Genomic DNA, 17,819 nt, shown 5'->3' on the forward strand with positions numbered 1-17,819 from the left:
GCGTCCCCGATGACGAGGGTCACGCGCGACCCCTCGTGGAGGGCGTTCTCGGCGTTGGCGAGGAGGAAGAAGTACGTGCCACCGAGCTCGAGCTCGGCTGCGTGCTGGTGTGGACGCTCGGAGAGCACGAGGGTCGCGCCGGTGTCCTCGGCCACGATGATGGGGCGCATCGTGGGGTCGTGGACGAGGCGGTCGGCCTTGTCCGGGTCGACGACCTGGTAGCGGAACTCCACGAGCCCGCCCGCGGCGGTCACCGCGACGAGTGAGACCTCGATGCCCGCGCGAGCAGCCATGCCCTCGGCGGTGACGAGCTCCGTGCCGTCACGGACGTCGGCCGGACCCCGGCTCGTCAGCGCGTGCGCGGCGAGGCCGCCGATGAGCGCGAGCGCCAGGACGATGACCGCCCAGGCACGCCACCTGTGGCGTCGAGCCCGGCCAGGCTCGGCGCGGAGTGCCATCTCGGGGTTGGCGGTCATCGTCCGGCTCCTTCCGGTGCGGCCTCGCTTCGGGGGGTTCCGCGAGACCGCCACCTCAGGTCAGGGGACATCGAAGGCATCGAGGTCGAGATTGGCGGAGGTCAGTCCGTGGGCGGTGCCGTCGAAGTAGACCGACCACGTGCCCGCGCTGGAGCGCACGACGTCCTCGTCCTGGACGGCTCCGAGGACCGGAACGGTGGTGTCTGCCGCGAACGACGCGTAGAAGCTCGTGGCATCCACCCGCTTGAAGCCGTCGAGGTTCGCCGCCGCCGGTATGCCGTTCGCGCTGGCGTCCCACACGCGGGCGAAGCTCGCCCCGTTCCACGTGTAGACGTCGGCGTCATCGGCGGTGCCCCCGACTCCCGGCGGGTTGGTGTTCCCCGTGGTCGAGAAGGAGAGGGTGGAGCCCGTGACGCTGATGGCGTCGAGGTCGAGGTTGGCGCTGGTGCCGAGCCCGTGGGCCGACCCGTCGAACCACAGCTGCCACGACGTGCCGTTGCGATAGACGACGTCCTCGTCCTGGACGGTGCCGAGGCCGGGCACGACCACCGCGTCGGTGAACGATAGGTAGAAGTGCGTCGCATCGACCCGCGAGAACCCGTCGACGTTGGCACCTGCGGGCAAGGGCGCCGTCACTGCGCTCGCGTCGAACGTCCGGGTGTAGGCGGTGCCGCTCCAGGTGTAGAGGTCGGCGTCGTCAGCGGTTCCGCCCGCGCCCGGGGGAAGGCTGTTCCCCAGGGTGGAGAAGGTGACGGGACCACGGACGAGCAGGGTCACCGAGACCGGTGTGCTCCAGTTGCCGGCGGCGTCGCGGGCCCGGACGAAGAGCGGATAGCTGCCCTCGTTCCAGGTCTGGACGGCGATGGTGGCCGTGAGGGGCCGGGACCCCGTGCCCGGGGTGACCGTCATCGCGGTCGCGTTGCCGGCGCCCGGGTCGGCGCCGCGGTACCACTCGGCGGCGGTGACCACGGTGTTCGCGTCGTTTCCGGTCGCCGTCAGGGTGACGGACGTCGCGGTGCCGGTCGGGTTGGGAGTCACGGCCTGTCCGGTGACCGTGGGGGCGACCTTGTCGACGACGAGGGTCGTCGTGGCGACGGCTCCCCAGTTGCCCGCGGCGTCCTTGGCGTGCACCGAGATGACGTGGCTTCCGGTGCTGAGCGCCGTGACCGTCGACAGCGGGATGTTCGCGTATGCCGCCTCGCTGGCGGAGTTGTAGAGGCCGTCCAGGGCGACCACCGGGATGCCGGTGCCGTTGGCGCCGACCGCGTCGATGAACGCCTCGGCCGCGGCGACGGTGCTGCCCGTGTCGGTGATCGAGCCCGCTGTGAGGCGGACGGCGGAGATGCCGACGTTGTAGCTGAGCGTGCCGTTGTTGGGGCTGGGCGCCACGGTCAGCCCGTGGACGGCCGGAGCCGTACGGTCGACCGTCAGCGTCGCGGTCGTCACCGTGCCCCAGTTGCCCGCTGCGTCCCGACCTCGGATCGACACCGTGTGCGTGCCGCCGGTGAGGGGGGTCAGCGCGGACGTGGGGATCACGGCGTCGAGGCTGGCTGTGGGCGCGGCGACGTTCGCCGTCATGGGCACGCCTGCGCCGCGGTTGGCGTCGGTCGCGGGCGTGTCGATGAAGTACTCGCCGAGCGAGATCGCCGATCCTCCGGACGCGGTGTCGTCGGCCGTCGCGTGCACGGCCACGGTGGAGCCGGCCGCCGTGTTGGTCAGGGCGGGCGTCAGGGTGGCTGACGTCGTGGAGGGGCCGGTCGTGTCACCGCCGTTGACGAGGACCGAGCCGAACGGTCCCCAGTTGCCCAGGGCGTCGCGGCCGCGAACGTAGAGGACGTGGCTGCCGGAGGGGACGGTGGCCGGCGCCGAGGCGGTGCGCGTGGGCGAGGCCGCCCCCGACAGGGTCATCGGGGTGGCGCTGGCGGCCACGGAGTCGAGGTAGTACTCGGCCGACTGCACGGCCGCACCTCCGGTGGTCGTCTCGTCGAGGGTGGCGGTCAGGGTGCCCGCGGCGAAGGCCACCGGCCGGGCCACCGGGCCCATGGTGTCGGTGGGGGTGCCCGAGCCGCTGACCGTGAGGAAGGTCAGCATGCCGCCGACGCCGGCGGTGTTGCTGTTGTGCAGGGTCATGCTGGCGTCGTAGATCGGCAGGCGACGGTTCGTGGTCGTCGTCGGTGCGGTCACGATGGCGTCGGTGGTCTGGCCGGGTCCGAACGTCTCTGCCACGTAGCGTCGTGCGAAGGGGACCTTGTTGCCGTCGATGCCGACGACGAGCTGGTCGGCGCCGAGCACCGCCATCGAGTGGTACTGGTTGCCGGCGTTGACGTAGCGCAGCAGCACCTTCTGGCCGGAGGTGGCCGTCACTGCGTCGGTGTTGGGGTGGACCTTGCCGTTGACGAGGAAGTAGCGCGGGTTGAACTGTCGCATGTCGAAGGTGTCGGGCGAGGGCCGGGTGTTGAGGGCGGTGTCGATCTCGCTGAGCACGAGCACCTGTTCGGTGTCGAAGGCCGTGGACGCGTCGTAGGCCTGCCCAGGAGTGGCAGGCCGCACGACCAAGGCTCCGTGGAGGCCCATCGCGCCCTGGTGCTGCCCGTTCGGCACGAGCCCGGCCTCGTAGAGGTAGGTGCCCGGCCGGCCGGCGGTGAAGGAGTAGGTCTTCGTCGTCCCGGCCGCCGCTCCCGTGCGGTCGGGGGGCATCGGCTGGCCCGTGAAGAGCAGGGCCGTGGGCTCGGGCAGGGCGTTGTGCAGCGTCACCTGCACGAGGTCGCCCGCGGTCACGGTGATGACGGGCCCACCCGGGGCCGTCACCGATCCCGCCGAGCTGCGGTAGCCCCAGACCGGAACGGGTGAGGCCATGCCGGGCAGCGACATGGTGCCGGTGCTCGCGTAGAGGTCGATCGGCACGGTTGCGGCTCGGGCCGAGCTCGCCGGTCCGACCAGTGCGCCGAGCACAACCAGCCCCACGCCGCCGACGAGCGAGAGGGCGAGCCTCTGGAGGGTGCTCCTGTAGGTCATCGTTCTGCCGCCTCTCGTCATCCGCAGCTGTTGGGCGTCGGCGGGTTGATCCGCATGTACGTGATCGGGCCGGTCATGTTCGTGCCCCACGACGTGATCTGGAAGAGGGCGTGGTTGTGCGAGATGATGTAGTACTCACCGCACTGGTTCTTCGACTGCGTTCCGGGTGGCAGGGTCTCCCGGCTCCCGAGGTACGGGCTGCCGCTGTAGAAGACGCCGATCACCTCGTTCGCGAGACTCGGCACCGTGACCGGGACGGGGTTTGTCGTCGGGTTGTAGCCCTCGGCGTCGAACCACTTGAAGAGGACGTCCCACGTCTGCCCCGGGCCGATGTTGATGGCGAACTTCTCCATCGACAGGTCCTGGCCGCCGGAGCCGGTGAGCGGACGCCCGTCCCGACCGATGACGAGCCCGTTGTTGCCGTGCGGGTGGAACGGGTAGTCCTCCGTACCGACGTTGAGGTAGCGCGCCAGGCCCGGGTAGGGGTGCGCCGCGCCTCCGAAGGGCGACACCGACGCGAGGGAGCCGTACGGCTGGTTGGGCAGCCACGCCGCGCCGTTGTCGGCGATGCTGTCGGGGAATCCGCGCCCGTTGATGAGCCAGTAGCGCGGGTGGTAGGTGTTCATGTTGAAGGTGGCGCCGTTCTCGACGGCCTGGTGCTGGTACGGGTCGATCTCCGAGAGCAGCACCATGAACTCCTCGTTCGGGGTGAACCGGCTCGTCGGGTCGTCGTAGGCGTGGTTTGCGCCGAGCGTCGGTCGCACGATGAGTGCCCCGAAGAGCCCCATCCGCACCTGCTTCTCGGGGTTGGTGCCGGACTCGTAGAGGAAGGTTCCCGGCCTGGTCGCCGTGAACGTGTAGGTGGCGCTGCCTCCGGCGGCCGCAGCCGTGCCCGCGAGGGACGTCATCGTGGCGCCCGAGACCTCCGGTTGCGACGGCACGCCGTCGGCCAGCACGTTCTCCTGGCCCGGGAAGACGACGGAGGTCGCATCGGGCAGGGTGTTGTGCAGGATCACGGTGACGGTGTCTCCCTCGTTGACGCACAGCACGGGTCCCGGGTGCTGGAAGTCGTCGGCGCCGTTCGAGAAGCCCCACATGAAGGTCGTGTTGCCGTCGGGCAGGCTGATGTAGCCGGTGTGCGTCGTGAGGTTGAAGATCGGGCTCGCCGAAACCCCGCCGGCGCCGGTCGTGCAGACGATCCCCACCGCCGGTGGCGGGGTGGCCGTCGCTTGCGCCGCTCCGGTCAGCGTCGCCCCGAGGAGGCTGAGCAGCGTGACGGCGAGCATGAGGGCACGACCGCCCAGTGCTCGTGGTGCTCGGGGGGCTCGTCGCGGTCGCGATGGCGGACGGAGGGCCCTGCTGGACGTGGTCATGGCGCTCAGATCCCCCAGTCGTTCGGGTACTGCTGCTGCTGCACGGTGTTCGCCGCGTAGACCCTGACTTCGGTCGCCTGCCCGCCGAAGGAGCCCGGCGCGAGGTTGTTGGACCGGGTGTAGTTGCGGTTGTAGAGCAGATAGGTGTCGAAGCCCGGACCCTGGTGGTCCGGGGCCTCGAAGATCACGTCGTAGCTCTCGCCGGGTCCGATGTCGAGCGTCTCGGTCTCGTAGGAGGTGTCGGTGCCGTCGCGTCCGCGCATCGGGGTGGCATCGCGCCCCAGGACCCGCATCCGGATGCCTGACAGGGTCATCGCCTGCTCGCGGAAGCCGAGGTTCGCGAAGCGCAGGGCCACCCGGTCGCCCGCGTTGCACGTCACGAGCGACGAGAGCGGCTGGTACTGCAGATCGGGACGCCCCGTCGGGGGGATGAGGTCCCCGTTGGGGTCGCGCACCGGGTGGAAGGGGTCGACCGACCCGTTCGGGGCGATCGTGTCGGGGTAGACGCGACCGTTGAGGAGGCTGAAGTCGGCGTGGTAGTCGCTCCACTCGGGTAGCTGGATGTGCGCGTCCGCCCAGTGCGCCTCCGCCCACACCTCGGAGAGGAACATCGAGAACTCGCGGTCGAAGCCGGTCGACCCGTCGCCGTCGTTGTAGAGGTAGGTGCCGCTCCGGTAGAGGCTCGTGTTGCCGTCCTGCAGCGGCCTGACGAACACCAGGCCGGTCATCCCCATGTGTACGTGCTCCACGTCCTCGACGTGGCAGTGGTACATGTACGTCCCGGGGTCGCGGGGGCGGTACACATAGGTGAAGTCACGCCCGGAGGGCACGGCGACCGACCCCGTCGGTTCGCCGTCGAAGAACGGGATGACGTTGCGGAAGCCGTGCCAGTGCAGCGTGTGGGCGTCGAAGAGGTCGGGCCGCCCCTGGAGCCCCAGGTTGGTCAGCTGCACCTTGAAGTCGACGGGGTGGGCCGGGTCGAACTGCTTGACCCAGAAGAGCGGTGCCGAGTGCTGGGCCTTGTTCTTCTGCCCGACCTTCTGCAGTGCGGTCATGCCGGTGACGTTGCGGAACCCGAAGATGTAGGTCGTGAACGGAGCCGGCGCCAGCACGTCCGGGTGGTAGGGCGGGATCGCAGGAGTCTCGGGCAGGTGGATCCAGCCGTCGGTTCCGGCGAGGTAGAGGTCGGGGTCACCGCTGGCGGCATACGCCACGGGCTCGGGCACGAGCACCTTGCCGGCCCAGCTCACGCCGCCGGCCACGGCCACCGCGCCCCCGGCGAGGCCCAGGAAGCGGCGGCGCGTGAAGCCGCGGGTGGCGAACGCCGAACGGCGGCGTGGCGGCTGGGGGTTCACGTTCTCGCTCATGGCTTGCCCCTTCACGGGAGGTCGATCCCCGCGAGGGGGTTGAGGGTGTTGGTGAACCCGTGGGTGCTGCCCGTGAAGTACTTCGTGGGCGACCACGCGCAGGTGCTGGTCGCGCCCGTCTGCGGTGAGCCGCACACGAACACGTCGCGGTTGTTGCCGGAGACGCCGGTGACGCTGAACGCACCGCTGGTCGTCAGGTGGAGCGACCCGTCGGCGCTCACCGCCACGCCGCCCAGCCGCTCCGCGGCCTGGTTGGCCAGGGACCCGCCACCGAGGCCGACGTCCGACCCGTCGAGGTACCACTGCCAGGAGCCACTCGTGGTGGCCCCGAGAGCGGTCGGCACGAAGCGGAACACGTCCGATCCCGTCGTGTCGCCCGGCGCGATGCCGGTGACACCGATGCCTCCCGCGGTGCTGACCACGAGGCTGCCGTCGTCGAGCCGGTCGAGGCCCGTGATGGCCTCGGCCGTGGTCGTCAGCCCCACGTCCGAACCGTCGAGGTACCACGAGAAGCTGCCCGAGGTGGCCGGTCCGAGGGTGCCGGTGAACTTCACGACGTCGGAGGGGGTGACCGTCCCGAGGACGGGGAGGGTCACCGTGCGGTCGAACGTCAGCAGCAGGGTGCTGGAGTCGATGACCGAGAAGGCGTTGACCCGGGCCGCGCTCGCCACCGTCGAGGGCAGCACGTCAGAGCCGTCGAAGAGCATCCAGTAGGAGGACCCGTCGAAGCCGACGACGTCGTCGTTGGCGACAGAGCCCGTGATGCCGGGTAGGGACAGCGCGTTCGTCGGGGTGACGAACAGCTTCGTCGCGGGGGGAGCGGTGGCGCCGCCCGGAAGCGAGAAGGCATCGATGTCGAGGTTGGCGCTCGCGCCGAGCCCGTGCGCCGTCCCGTCGAAGTAGACCGACCACGTCGAGCCGCTGCGGTTGATGACGTCCTCGTCCTGCACCGCGCCGAGCCCGGTCACGGTCGCATCGGCGGAGAAGGACAGGTACCAGTGCGTCGTGTCCACCCACTGCAGGCCGTCGACGTTGGCCGACCCCGGGATGCCGAGGTCACTGGCGTTGACCACTCGCGCATAGGTGCTCCCGTTCCACCGGAAGATGTCGGCGTCGTCGGCAGTGCCACCCACGCCCGGCGGGTTGGTGTTGCCGGCGGTCGAGAAGTAGAGGACGCCTCCGACGACGCTGAGGGCGTCGATGTCGAGGTTGGCGCTCGCGCCGAGCCCGTGCGCCGTCCCGTCGAAGAAGAGCCGCCACACGCTGCCGTCGCGGTAGACGACGTCCTCGTCCTGGACTGCGCCCAGTCCGGGCAGCGTCGTGTCGGAGCTGAACGAGACGTAGAAGTGGGTGGCATCGACCTGCGCGTAGCCGTCGACGTTGGCGGCTGCGGGCACGAGGAGGTCCGACATGTTGGTGGTGCGGCTGTGGGCCGTGCCGTTCCAGTGGTAGATGTCGGCGTCGTCCGCGGTGCCACCGACGCCCGGCGGGTTGGTGTTGCCCGCCGTCGAGTAGAAGAAGTCGGCGGTCGAGGGTGGCGGTGGCGGAGGTGGCACCGACCCACCGAACTCGTCGGCGCCGGCGTCGAAGCCGCCGAGGGCGGGCCGCGCCTGGCCGTCGATGTCGAGGGCCGAGGCCGGCAGTGAGGCCGGTGGGGCCTGGTATGCCGGGACGGCCTTGGAGCTCGCGCCGAGGTTGCACGCGGGCGAGCCGGGGCAGGCCCCGAGGTGGTAGTTGCCGAGCAGGTCGGCCGGCGCCTCGACCGCCACGAGCGTCGAGTCCACGAAGGCCGGGTTCTGGCGCCACGTCGCGAAGGTCACCGACACGTCGTAGACGCCGACGACCTGGGGGTCGGCCAGCACGTTCGTCGGGCTCGCGGTGTAGGGGTGGGAGGGTCCGGCGAGGTTCTGCTGGAGAACCGAGTTCGTCGGGGCGAGCGAGCCCGAGCCGCCGGAGACGCCGAGGTCCCAGTGGTTGACGGCGCTGGCGTCACCGGCCAGGCCGAGCCCGGTCACAGTCCGTCCGGCCCGGGTGCCGGCGCGGTTGTCCCAGAAGACGTTGTCGAACAGGAGCGGGTTGCTGAAGGTCGGCGAGCCGGCCGGAAGGCTGGCCTGGAGCTGATCGCTGTTGCCGGCCGTGGCGAGCCCGGCAGGTGCCGGCGTGCCGTCGGACGTCACGGCGGTGGCCGTCGTGAGGTTCTTCATCACCGTGTTGTCGTAGACCCGCACGTTCGGCGCGTCGTCGATGGCGATGCCACCGCCCTCATGGGTCGAGACGTTGTTGACGATCATGTTGTCGTGCACGTTCATCGGGAAGTTGCCCGACATGAGGAACCGGATGCCGCCGCCGTCGTCGTTGGCGAGGTTGCCCTGGATCTGGTTGCCGACGATGTCGACGGCACCGGTCCCCGGTGAGAGCGAGCCCGCCACCACGGGCAGCTCGCCGGCGATCATGATGCCGCCGCCCTCGTCGTTCGAGTTGTTGAAGTAGATGCGGTTGTGGTCGATCGAGCCGGCCGGGCTGAGGCCGTAGACGCTGAGGCCGCCGCCGTACTCGAGCGAGAAGTTGCCGCAGATGTCGTTCTGCGTCACCTGGTAGCGGTCCGAGCCGGCGAAGAGGCCGATGCCACCGGCCAGGTTGGTGCCGGCGTTCTGCACGATCCGGTTGTCGGCGATCCGCACGTCCTCGTTGTGCTGGTTCGTGTCCGGGGCCGGGAGGTCGGGGGTGCCGACGCGGATGGTGCCGTAGCTGCTGCCGTTGTTCTGCACGACGTTGTTCGTGACCTGCAGGTTGCGCACGTAGGCGTTGGCGAAGATCGCCCCGCCCTGCGTCTCGATCGTCGGCGGCAGGCCGGTCGCCCCGCCCGTCAGGTCGTTGATGTTGCCCGGGAAGCCGTTCTGCGAGCCGCCGCGGATGTCGAAGCCGTCGATCGAGGCCTTGAACGAGCTCGTGAACTGCCGAGCTCGCCCTGCCGCCGTCGTCGCGTTCTGCGAGGCGACGAGATAGATGGCCTCTCCGTCGTTGACGGTCTGGTTGCCGTCCCACGACAGCGCGCCCACGCGGTTGAACCAGTCGGTGGCGGCGGCCGTGTCTCCGCCGTAGGCGCTCGCGTCGATGATCGAGCCGGGCACGTAAGTGCTGCCCTGGAAGCCGCCGGGGCCGACTCCCTGGAGCTTGACCGGCGAGGCCATGACGAGGTTCTCGTAGTAGGCGCCGCGCGGGTTGTTGCGCGGGTTGGCCAGGTCGGGCGTGCCGGGGTAGACGACCACGAGGTCGTCGCCGTTGTTCGTCAGCGACGCGTCGAGCGCCTCCTGGATCGAGGCGTACGTCTGGCCGGGGCCCACCTCGCGCAGGGCAGGGTTGTAGCCCGTACCGAGGACGTGGAAGGTCAGGCCGTTGACCGTCGACTGCCCGTTGGCGGCGGTGACCTCGAGCTGGTGGGGACCGACCGGGGTGCCGGCCGGAACCGTGACGCCGATCGCCGTGTCGCTCCAGCTGCCGGTGGGCAGGGCGGTGCCGTCGAGCGTCACCGTGCCGGTGCCCTTGGTGGCGCCGAAGCCGATTCCGTTGATGCTGAAGGCTCCTGATCCGTTGACGTAGGGCTTCGAGACCGTCATCAGCTGTGGCGAGGTGGCGCTCTGCGGACAGGTCACCTGGGTGAGGCCGGTGCTGGGCGACTCGATCTGCAGCCCGACCTGGGTCGGCGCGAGGTCGGCGAAGGTGCTGATGCCGGGCAGGCCCTCGGCGCCGGCGTTCTGGGTCGCGAAGTTCGGCTTGTAGTTCGGGTTGAGCCGGCCGGGGATGCCGGGGTCGTTCGCGACGAAGCGGTAGAGGTTGCCGCACACGCCCGACGGGGTGGGGCAGCTGATGTGGTTCGTCGACGGCATCAGCACGTCGTAGATGCCGTTGAAGTCGGTCTCGGTCGTGTACTCGAGCTTGTTGGCGTAGTCGTAGATGCCGACCGGTGCGAAGGCCAGCCCGGCCTTCTCCCCGTACATGATCGAGCGCGGGTCGTTGCTGAAGTTGATGTCGTCGATGATCACGGTCCGCATGCGTGACGGGACCGGCACGTCGGTGAAGACGTTGAACATCGGCACGATCGACTTGCCGTTGCTGACGGTGACGAGCTTGGTGTCGCAGCGCGGCTTGGGGGTCCCCTCGAAGGGCGACCCGCCGATGTCGACGAAGGTGGCGTTGTGCACGGGCGTCGATGCCGGCACGGTCACCCCGGTGGGGGCTCCGTTGGTGCCGTCGCCGACCACCGCCGGGTAGCCGTCCGTCGTCGGGGCGTTGGTGTTGTCCTGCACGTCGACCGTGTGCAGCGCACCGGCACACGCCGGCGGCGGGACCTGGGGGACGATCTGGTCGCCGTTGCCGATGTTGATGTCCTCCTCGCCGGTCACGTGGTAGAGCGGGCGGTGCTGGGCGTCCTCCGGCACGGCGACGTGCACGAGGTAGTCACGTCCACCGGGGAGCGCCTCGAAGCCTGCCCCTCCGGTGCAGACCGGGTTCGACGGGTCGGTGGCGGTGAGGGTGCCGGTGAAGCAGCCCTCCCCGAAGCCGTAGTTGCCGTTCACGGCCGCCCCGAAGTTCGCATCAGGGGTGCCCTGGTCGGTGGGGTAGGGCGCGAACTGGATGCCCTGCATGAAGCTCGAGATGCACTCGCCCGTCGTCTCCTGCGTGGGCACGAGCACGTTCTCGTCGTATGCCGTCGGGTTGTCCTTCGCGTGGACGAGCGGGTTGCCGTCGACGTCGCGGGCGGTGCAGCCCGTGGGCCGTTGCCACGACTCCGTCACGTAGGTGTTGAGCAGCCTGCCCTTCGCGTAGGAGCCGTCGGTCGCGAGCTCGTAGCGGTCCGAGGAGTCGCAGGCGCGCCCGGCGTTCGTGCCGCACGGCACGGTGTCGTAGAGCTCGACGGGCACCCCGGAGACGCCGGGCTGCCAGTCCTCCGAGACGGCATACTGCGGGTTGAGCTCGTTGCGGGTGGTGTCGTAGCTGACGGTGCCGACGATGCCGCCGTTGCGGGGGTCGACCCCGCCGCTCGTGCCGTTGCGGTCGTAGGCGTGCACGCCCCAGTCGACGGTGCCGCTGAGGCCGATGATCGGCATGACGCTGAGGTCGACGCCGGCACCCTTGACCGTGGTCGGGGTCGGCTGGTTGTCGGCCTGGTAGGTCACGCCGGTCGTGTAGAAGGAGTCGTTGTAGGCCTCCAGGACGACCCACTCACCGATGGGGTAGCCGCTCTCGAAGTAGTAGTGGCCGGTGCTGTCGGTCACCGCGGTGGACTGGCCGCGGTCGTAGAGGTTGTTCTCGCGGTGGCGCAGCGTGAGGGTGAAGTCGGGGATGCCGGTCTCGCCGGCGTCCTTCCTGCCGTTGCGGTTGGCGTCGTTGAAGACGAACCCCGAGTACTCCGTCCACCAGCCGTTGAGGGGCAGCTGGCCCAGTGACTCCGTCGAGCCGTTCCGCACGGTGACGTTCATCATGTTGAGGTTGTAGTCCTGCGGCTCGTCCCACCAGCTCAGGGTGTAGTCCCCGTCGGGCACGCCGGAGATGTCGAAGGTGCCGTCCGCGTTGCCACGGCCGATCCACACCGCGGCGTCGCCGGCCTGCAGGTCCGACAGCGAGAGCCACGGACGGTTGATCGGGCCGCCGACCTTGGTGCCGGTGTTGCCGCCCCAGAAGTCGTAGGAGCCACCCTTGGGTGGCGTGTACGTCTTGATGGCGACGACGGACCCGGTGATGTGGCCGCTCCCGCCGGAGAGCGTGTTGGTTGCCTTGACGAAGCCGAAGATCGGGTCGGGGGTCGGCTCGCCGCCATGGGTGAAGATCGTGCTGTAGCCGGTGTCGCCCTCCATGATCCAGGCGTCGTAGTCGTGGTTGCCCTCGAGGGTCGTGGTCTGGATCCACGCCGTCGGGCCGTCGGGTGGCGTCACCGACACGGCATACCGGTTGGACCCGAGGTGCGGGATGGCGAGCATGCCGGAGGCGTCGCTGACGCACTGCCCACCGCTGCCGGGGATGGGGATCGGCAGCATGTCGGCGTCGAGGGCGGAGAGCGGGATCTCGTAGGTGTCAGGGTTCTCGCCCTCGTAGCGCGTGCAGAGGGGGTTGCCGTAGACGTCGGTCTGGATCTCGCCGAGCGTGTCGACGATGTGCCCGACGAAGCCGGCCATCGTCGCCTCGGAGGTGTCGTAGCCCATGTTCGTGGGGGCGTTGTCCTCGAAGACCTGGGCGCGCAGGGTGCCGTCCGGCAGCGGGTTCGGCTGGAGCTCGACCGCGAGCGGTCCGGAGAGCGGGCTCGGGCAGCCGGCAACGTCGGCTGCGCCGGTGTCGACGCAGAAGTGTGCTCCGTCGATCTTGTAGCCGTCGGCGGTGATCGAGATGAGGTAGCGACCGTCGGGGAGGCCCGCCAGCGGGAGGTCGTCCTGCGTGCCCTGGGTGTAGATCGGCGCCCAACCGGACGGCTCGGTGATGGACTGCCACCTGCACGATGACGGGTAGCCGGCATCGAGAGCCGAGCAGCCCGATCCCGGCGCGGCCGAGCGCTGGTCGGTCGTACCCGTCTCGTCGACGTTGATGATGTAGCTGAAGGCCGTGACGGCGTCGCCCTTCGAGACACCGGTGCCGCCGAAGGCGCGTGGCTCGGTCCGGGCACTGGTCACCGAGACGTCGAGGGTGCTGGTCGCGGCGGCCGCAGCGGTCGCCGCGGGGAGGACGCTGACCATGCCGACCGTCACTGCGACAGCGGCGAGGGCGCTGACCAGACGGCGTCGGGCGGAGCCACGTGCCGACCGGATGCGGCGCCCCGCCGCGTGGGGGTCTCGCCTGCTGGCAGGTCGGCGCCGTGCTGTGGTCCCTCGGCTGCCATCGGTCCCCGGCGTCGGCTCGTGTCCACGCATGTGCATCACCCTCTGTGCCCTGCGACCGCCGCCCCGGCGGTCGCTACCGGCAATGTCACCGCTGCTCGGCAGGGGCCGGAGCGGCTTTGAGGGGGACTGTCACGGTGACGTCAGGCGGGGGTCAGATCGCCGACAGCCCTTCGTCATCCGCCTGTCAGATGCTTGGGAGGAGGCCGTCAGCCCTTCGTCAGGATCGTGTCAGCCAGGAGCGTGCCGCGCCCGTCCGGAACCTCTCGTCCGCCCGAAACGCTGAGTGGGGGTATGCCGTCCGCGTCGTCCCGTAGGGAGCCGCCCGTCGTGCGTGATCGGGCAACGCCCAGTGGTGACGCAGCGGTCGAACGCGGCTGCTGTGCGGGGGGCGTGCAGGAAGGGCGCAGTGTCTGTGCAGGGCCTGTGAGCAGGCGCGTCTCATTTGGCCGCTGGGACGCGCGTCAGGTCATACTGAGTGGCGGCTCGGGGACTCCCGGGCCGCATCGTTGAACGTCGTAGAACGTCGTCGTATTGGAGTGGGTGCAGTGAGTCAGAGCAGGCACGAGATCCGTGCCGCCCAGCTGGCGGGGTCCAAGGGCCGCACGTCGGGCGGCGGGACCGGGGGACCTGACGGACCTGGCGGCACCGGCTTCGCGGACGGCAGCGGCCGCGGCAACGGCGGCGGACGCACCGGGTGGAAGAAGTGGGTGCTCGGCACCCTCAAGTGGGGCTCGATCGTCGGCCTCGCTCTCTTCGTCATCGGCATCGTGGCCGTCTTCGTCGCCTACAACAAGACGTCGATCCCGCAGCCGAACGAGCTCGCCGACAAGCAGGTCTCGATCGTCTACTACGCCGACGGCAAGACCGAGCTCGACCGCATCGCCGTCCAGGATGGCAACCGCGAGTCGGTGCCGCTGTCCAAGGTGCCGAAGTTCGTCCAGGACGCCCACATCGCTGCCGAGGACCGCACGTTCTACCAGAACAACGGCATCTCGGTCGGCGGCATCCTGCGCGCCGTGAAGACGAGCGTCACCGGCGAGACGCAGGTCGGCGGCTCGACGATCACCCAGCAGTACGTCAAGAACTACTTCCTCACGCAGGACCGCACCCTGACGCGCAAGGCCCGCGAGATCCTCATCGCCGTCAAGATCGACGGTCAGCTCAGCAAGTCCGAGATCCTCGAGAAGTACCTCAACACGATCTACTACGGCCGCGGTGCCTACGGCATCCAGAGCGCGTCCAAGGCCTACTTCGGCAAGGACGTCAGCAAGCTGACCGTCGCCGAGGGGGCGGTGCTCGCGTCGGTCATCAACGCCCCGTCGCTCTACGACCCGGCGAACGGCGACAAGGCCCGGGCGAACCTCGAGAAGCGCTACGCGTACGTCCTCGACGGCATGGTCGAGGAGGGCTGGCTCTCGGCCGCCGACCGCGCGAAGTACACCGAGCTGCCCAAGATCCTCGACTACAAGGGCAACAAGTTCTCGGCCGGTCCGAACGGCTTCATCACCGCCCAGGTGAAGAAGGAGCTGCTCTCGACGGGCCTCTCCGAGCAGGACATCGACAAGGGTGGCCTGCGCATTGTCACGACGATCGACAAGAAGGCGCAGAACGCCGCGATCGCGGCCATGAAGGAGAACCTGCCCAAGAAGGTGCAGGGCGGTCTCGTCGCCGTGCGCCCGGGTGACGGCGCCGTGGTCGCGATGTATGCCGGGGCCGACTACTCCAAGAACCAGTTCAACTCGGCGACGACGGCGATCATGCAGGGCGCCTCGAACTTCAAGCCCTTCGCCGTGCTCGCCGCGGTGCGCGACGGCATCTCGACGAAGACGAAGTTCGACGGCGACCAGCCGCAGAAGATCGACGGCACGACGATCACGAATTTCGGTGGCCGCTCCTACGGCATGGTCGACATGCGCCGCATGATCGGGCGCTCCATCAACACGGCCTTCGTCAACCTCAACAAGGAGGTGACGCCGGCCAAGACGCGCCAGGCCGCCGTCGACGCCGGCATCCCGGCCAAGACACCGGGCATGGACGACACCCTGACCAACGTCCTCGGCACCGCCTCGCCGCACGTCATCGACATGGCCTCGGCCTACTCGACGATCGCGGCGCAGGGCGTGCGGAGCAAGCCCTACTTCGTCACGAAGGTGACCTCCACCGAGGGCGACTTCAGCTACGAGGTCAAGCCGCAGACCCAGCGGGCCTTCGACAAGGACGTGACCGCCGACGTCACCGACGCGATGACCTACACCGTCAAGACCGGCGGCACGGCGACGAAGCTCCAGCAGCTCGGCCGTCCGATCGCCGGCAAGACGGGCACCTCGTCCGAGGCCAAGTCGATCTGGTTCTCCGGGTTCGTGCCCCAGCTCGCCGTCTCGATCGGCATGTACAAGCCCGACGACAAGGGCAACCCGCAGACGCTGACGAGCAACGAGGACACCAACCTCACGGGAGGCACGATCCCGGCCGACGTCTTCTACGACTTCATGAAGGTCGCGCTCTCCGGCGTCGAGATCCAGAACTTCCCGCCGCGCGCGGGCGTGGGCGACGACAAGATCCCGACGCCGACCGCGACGGTGACCCAGACCCCGACGCAGACTCAGACGCCGACCGCGACGGTCACCGTGCCGCCGTCGACGACGACCCAGGCGCCGCCCCCCACGACGGCGACGTCGAAGCCGACGAAGACGAACGGCACGGGCAAGCCGACCCCCACGGCGACATCGAGTCCGACGGCGACCGTCGCCCTCCCGCTGCCCACCGTGACGAAGCCCGGCAACGGGCCGTGACGCCGGCGGCCGACCCGGTCGCGCGGGCGGCCTCCGAGGTCATCGGAGGCCCCCGCGGCCGGTATGCCGTGTCGCGTGAGCTCCCCTGGTTGCTCACTGCCGCACTGCTGTCGGCCCTCACGGCCGTCACGGCCGGCTTCGGCATCCTCCTGCGCATCCCGTGCCTGCGCACAGGGTTCTCCGGGGTCGACCAGTTCTGGAACGCCTGCTACGCCGACCTGCCCACCGCCTACCGTGACGCGAACGTCAAAGCCGGCCTCGCGGCATACCTGCAGGGTGGGCCGGACGCCCCGGCGACCGGGCAGCCCCCACTGACCGGGCTCGCGCTGACCGCGGTCGCGAGCCTCGTGCCCGACGGCTCGCTCAACTCGCGCGCGGCATGGTTCTTCGCGCTGTGGTCCGTGCTGATCACGCTGCTGCTGCTCGTCATCGTGTGGCTCGTCGCGTCGAGCGCGCGGCCGCCGATCCTCGCGGCGCACGTCGCCCTGTCGCCCGTCGTGGCACTGACGGCGTTCATCTCGGCCGACCTGCTCGGTGTCGCGCTCGCCACCGCCGGCCTCTGGGCCTGGTCGAGGCGCAGCCCGACCCTCGCCGGCGTGCTCCTCGGCCTCGCGATGGCCGCGCGCTCCTACCCCGTCCTGCTCCTGCTGGCGATCGGGCTGCTGTGCCTGCGCTCGGGCCGGCTGCGCGAGTTCGCCCGCACCGCCGCGTATGCCGCCCTCTCCTTCGGTGTGGTCCTGTCGGCGATCTGGCTGCTCAACCCCGAGGCCGCCGCGAGCGCCTACACCGGCTGGGCGTCGGCCGGTGCCGGCTACGGCTCGCCGTGGCTGCTGCCCCAGCTCGCCGGGCACGCCCTGCCGGCCGGCGTCGTCACGGCGCTCGCCGTGGTGGGCTGGCTCGTCGCCCTCCTCGCCGGGGCGGTGCTGGCGCTGTCGTCCGCGCGACGCCCGACGGTCGCTGAGGTCTCGCTGGTCATGGTCGCCATCGTGCTCGTCACCGGCAAGTCCTTCACGGTGCAGAGCTCGCTCTGGCTCGTGCCGCTCATCGCGTGGTGCGCCGTGCAGTGGCGCGACCACCTCATCTGGGCCGGGGCCGAGGCGCTCAACTTCGTCGCGGTCTGGCTGACGATCGCCGCGACGACCGTGCCCGACCGCGGGATGCCGCCGGCCTGGTACTCCTTTTTCTCCATGCTCCGCGTCGTCGCCGTGCTGTGGCTCGCCGCCGTCGTCTGGCTGCGCGCGCGGGAGCGCTGGAGCCCGCCGGCGCCCGAGCGCGAGGACGGGGACGACGGTGAGGACGCCCTGGGCGTGCCCGAGGCCGACGACCTCGCCGGCCCGCTGGCCGGGGCCGAGGACCGCGTCCTCGTCCGCTTCAGCTGAGGCGCAGGGCCTCGCCGTGCGCGAGGTGGGCGCGAGGTGGGCGCGCACCGCCCGGATTTCGGGGTATGCCGGGTGGCCCGGTAGTCTTGCCGGGTTCACCGTGTGCCTGGCTGTGGATCGAGCTGACCTCGTGTCGGTGCGGTCTGTGATGCTGGGCCGCGGTGGGACGAATGCAACCCTCCTGTCACGGGAGAGACCCGTGACCGCCAAGACCGAAGGAGGTGGGTTAGAAGCATGCGTCAGTACGAACTCATGGTCATCCTCGACCCGGAGACCGAAGAGCGCACCGTCGGCACCACGATGGATCGTTTCCTCGCTGTCATCACGAAGGACGGCGGCACCGTCGACAACGTCGACATCTGGGGCCGTCGCCGCCTCGCCTACGACATCAAGAAGAAGTCCGAGGGCATCTACACCGTCGTCAACTTCACCGCGGAGCCGGCCACGGCCCAGGAGCTCGACCGACAGTTGAACCTCAACGAGTCGATCATGCGGACGAAGCTGCTCCGTCCCGGCGCCTGAGCTGAGCCTCCCCGCCCGGCGCCGTG

Annotated in this window: 8 protein-coding genes; 3 read left to right on the plus strand and 5 right to left on the minus strand. The window is 69.9% G+C overall.

Features of this window, described 5'->3' with window-relative positions:
- From FHX52_RS11130 to FHX52_RS11150, 5 genes are all read right to left on the minus strand, one after another.
- Positions 1 to 476 (minus strand): hypothetical protein (locus FHX52_RS11130; RefSeq protein ID WP_221630577.1); only part of this gene is annotated, 476 nt, incomplete at its 3' end.
- A 60-nt stretch (positions 477 to 536) separates the two neighbouring features.
- Positions 537 to 3,491, minus strand: a complete 2,955-nt coding sequence (locus tag FHX52_RS11135) for a multicopper oxidase domain-containing protein (protein ID WP_185747245.1) — start codon at positions 3,489 to 3,491, stop codon at positions 537 to 539.
- Between the two features lie 17 nt (positions 3,492 to 3,508).
- On the minus strand, positions 3,509 to 4,777 hold the full coding sequence (locus FHX52_RS11140) for a multicopper oxidase domain-containing protein (protein WP_185747246.1): 1,269 nt from the start codon (positions 4,775 to 4,777) through the stop codon (positions 3,509 to 3,511).
- A 92-nt stretch (positions 4,778 to 4,869) separates the two neighbouring features.
- Positions 4,870 to 6,231 carry a multicopper oxidase domain-containing protein gene (locus tag FHX52_RS11145; protein WP_141822184.1) on the minus strand — a complete coding sequence of 454 codons (1,362 nt, stop codon included), beginning with the start codon at positions 6,229 to 6,231 and terminating at the stop codon, positions 4,870 to 4,872.
- Between the two features lie 11 nt (positions 6,232 to 6,242).
- On the minus strand, positions 6,243 to 12,956 hold the full coding sequence (locus FHX52_RS11150) for an SdrD B-like domain-containing protein (protein ID WP_185747247.1): 6,714 nt from the start codon (positions 12,954 to 12,956) through the stop codon (positions 6,243 to 6,245).
- A 689-nt stretch (positions 12,957 to 13,645) separates the two neighbouring features.
- On the opposite strand from FHX52_RS11150, the gene FHX52_RS11155 reads away from it, so the two are divergent.
- The 3 genes from FHX52_RS11155 (at position 13,646) to rpsF (ending at position 17,793) form a co-directional block, all read left to right on the plus strand.
- Entirely contained in the window at positions 13,646 to 15,892 is a 2,247-nt protein-coding gene (locus tag FHX52_RS11155; RefSeq protein ID WP_141822186.1) for a transglycosylase domain-containing protein, read from the plus strand.
- Positions 15,889 to 17,271, plus strand: a complete 1,383-nt coding sequence (locus tag FHX52_RS11160; RefSeq protein ID WP_141822187.1) for a glycosyltransferase 87 family protein — start codon at positions 15,889 to 15,891, stop codon at positions 17,269 to 17,271. The genes FHX52_RS11155 and FHX52_RS11160 overlap by 4 nt, the downstream gene beginning before the upstream one ends.
- 234 nt (positions 17,272 to 17,505) lie before the next feature.
- Positions 17,506 to 17,793, plus strand: a complete 288-nt coding sequence (gene rpsF, locus FHX52_RS11165; RefSeq protein ID WP_141822188.1) for a 30S ribosomal protein S6 — start codon at positions 17,506 to 17,508, stop codon at positions 17,791 to 17,793.
- The last annotated feature ends 26 nt before the right edge of the window (positions 17,794 to 17,819 follow it).

This window comes from Humibacillus xanthopallidus (genome assembly GCF_006717145.1).
In the GTDB taxonomy this organism is placed as follows: Bacteria; Actinomycetota; Actinomycetes; order Actinomycetales; family Dermatophilaceae; genus Humibacillus; species Humibacillus xanthopallidus.

Bases quoted from the DNA above. Each gene is read 5' to 3' on its own strand.
- FHX52_RS11135 (WP_185747245.1), bottom strand. From the start codon at position 3,491: ATGACCTACAGGAGCACCCTCCAGAGGCTCGCCCTCTCGCTCGTCGGC.
- FHX52_RS11140 (WP_185747246.1), bottom strand. From the start codon at position 4,777: ATGCTCGCCGTCACGCTGCTCAGCCTCCTCGGGGCGACGCTGACCGGA.
- FHX52_RS11145 (WP_141822184.1), bottom strand. From the start codon at position 6,231: ATGAGCGAGAACGTGAACCCCCAGCCGCCACGCCGCCGTTCGGCGTTC.
- FHX52_RS11150 (WP_185747247.1), bottom strand. From the start codon at position 12,956: ATGGTCAGCGTCCTCCCCGCGGCGACCGCTGCGGCCGCCGCGACCAGC.
- rpsF (WP_141822188.1), top strand. From the start codon at position 17,506: ATGCGTCAGTACGAACTCATGGTCATCCTCGACCCGGAGACCGAAGAG.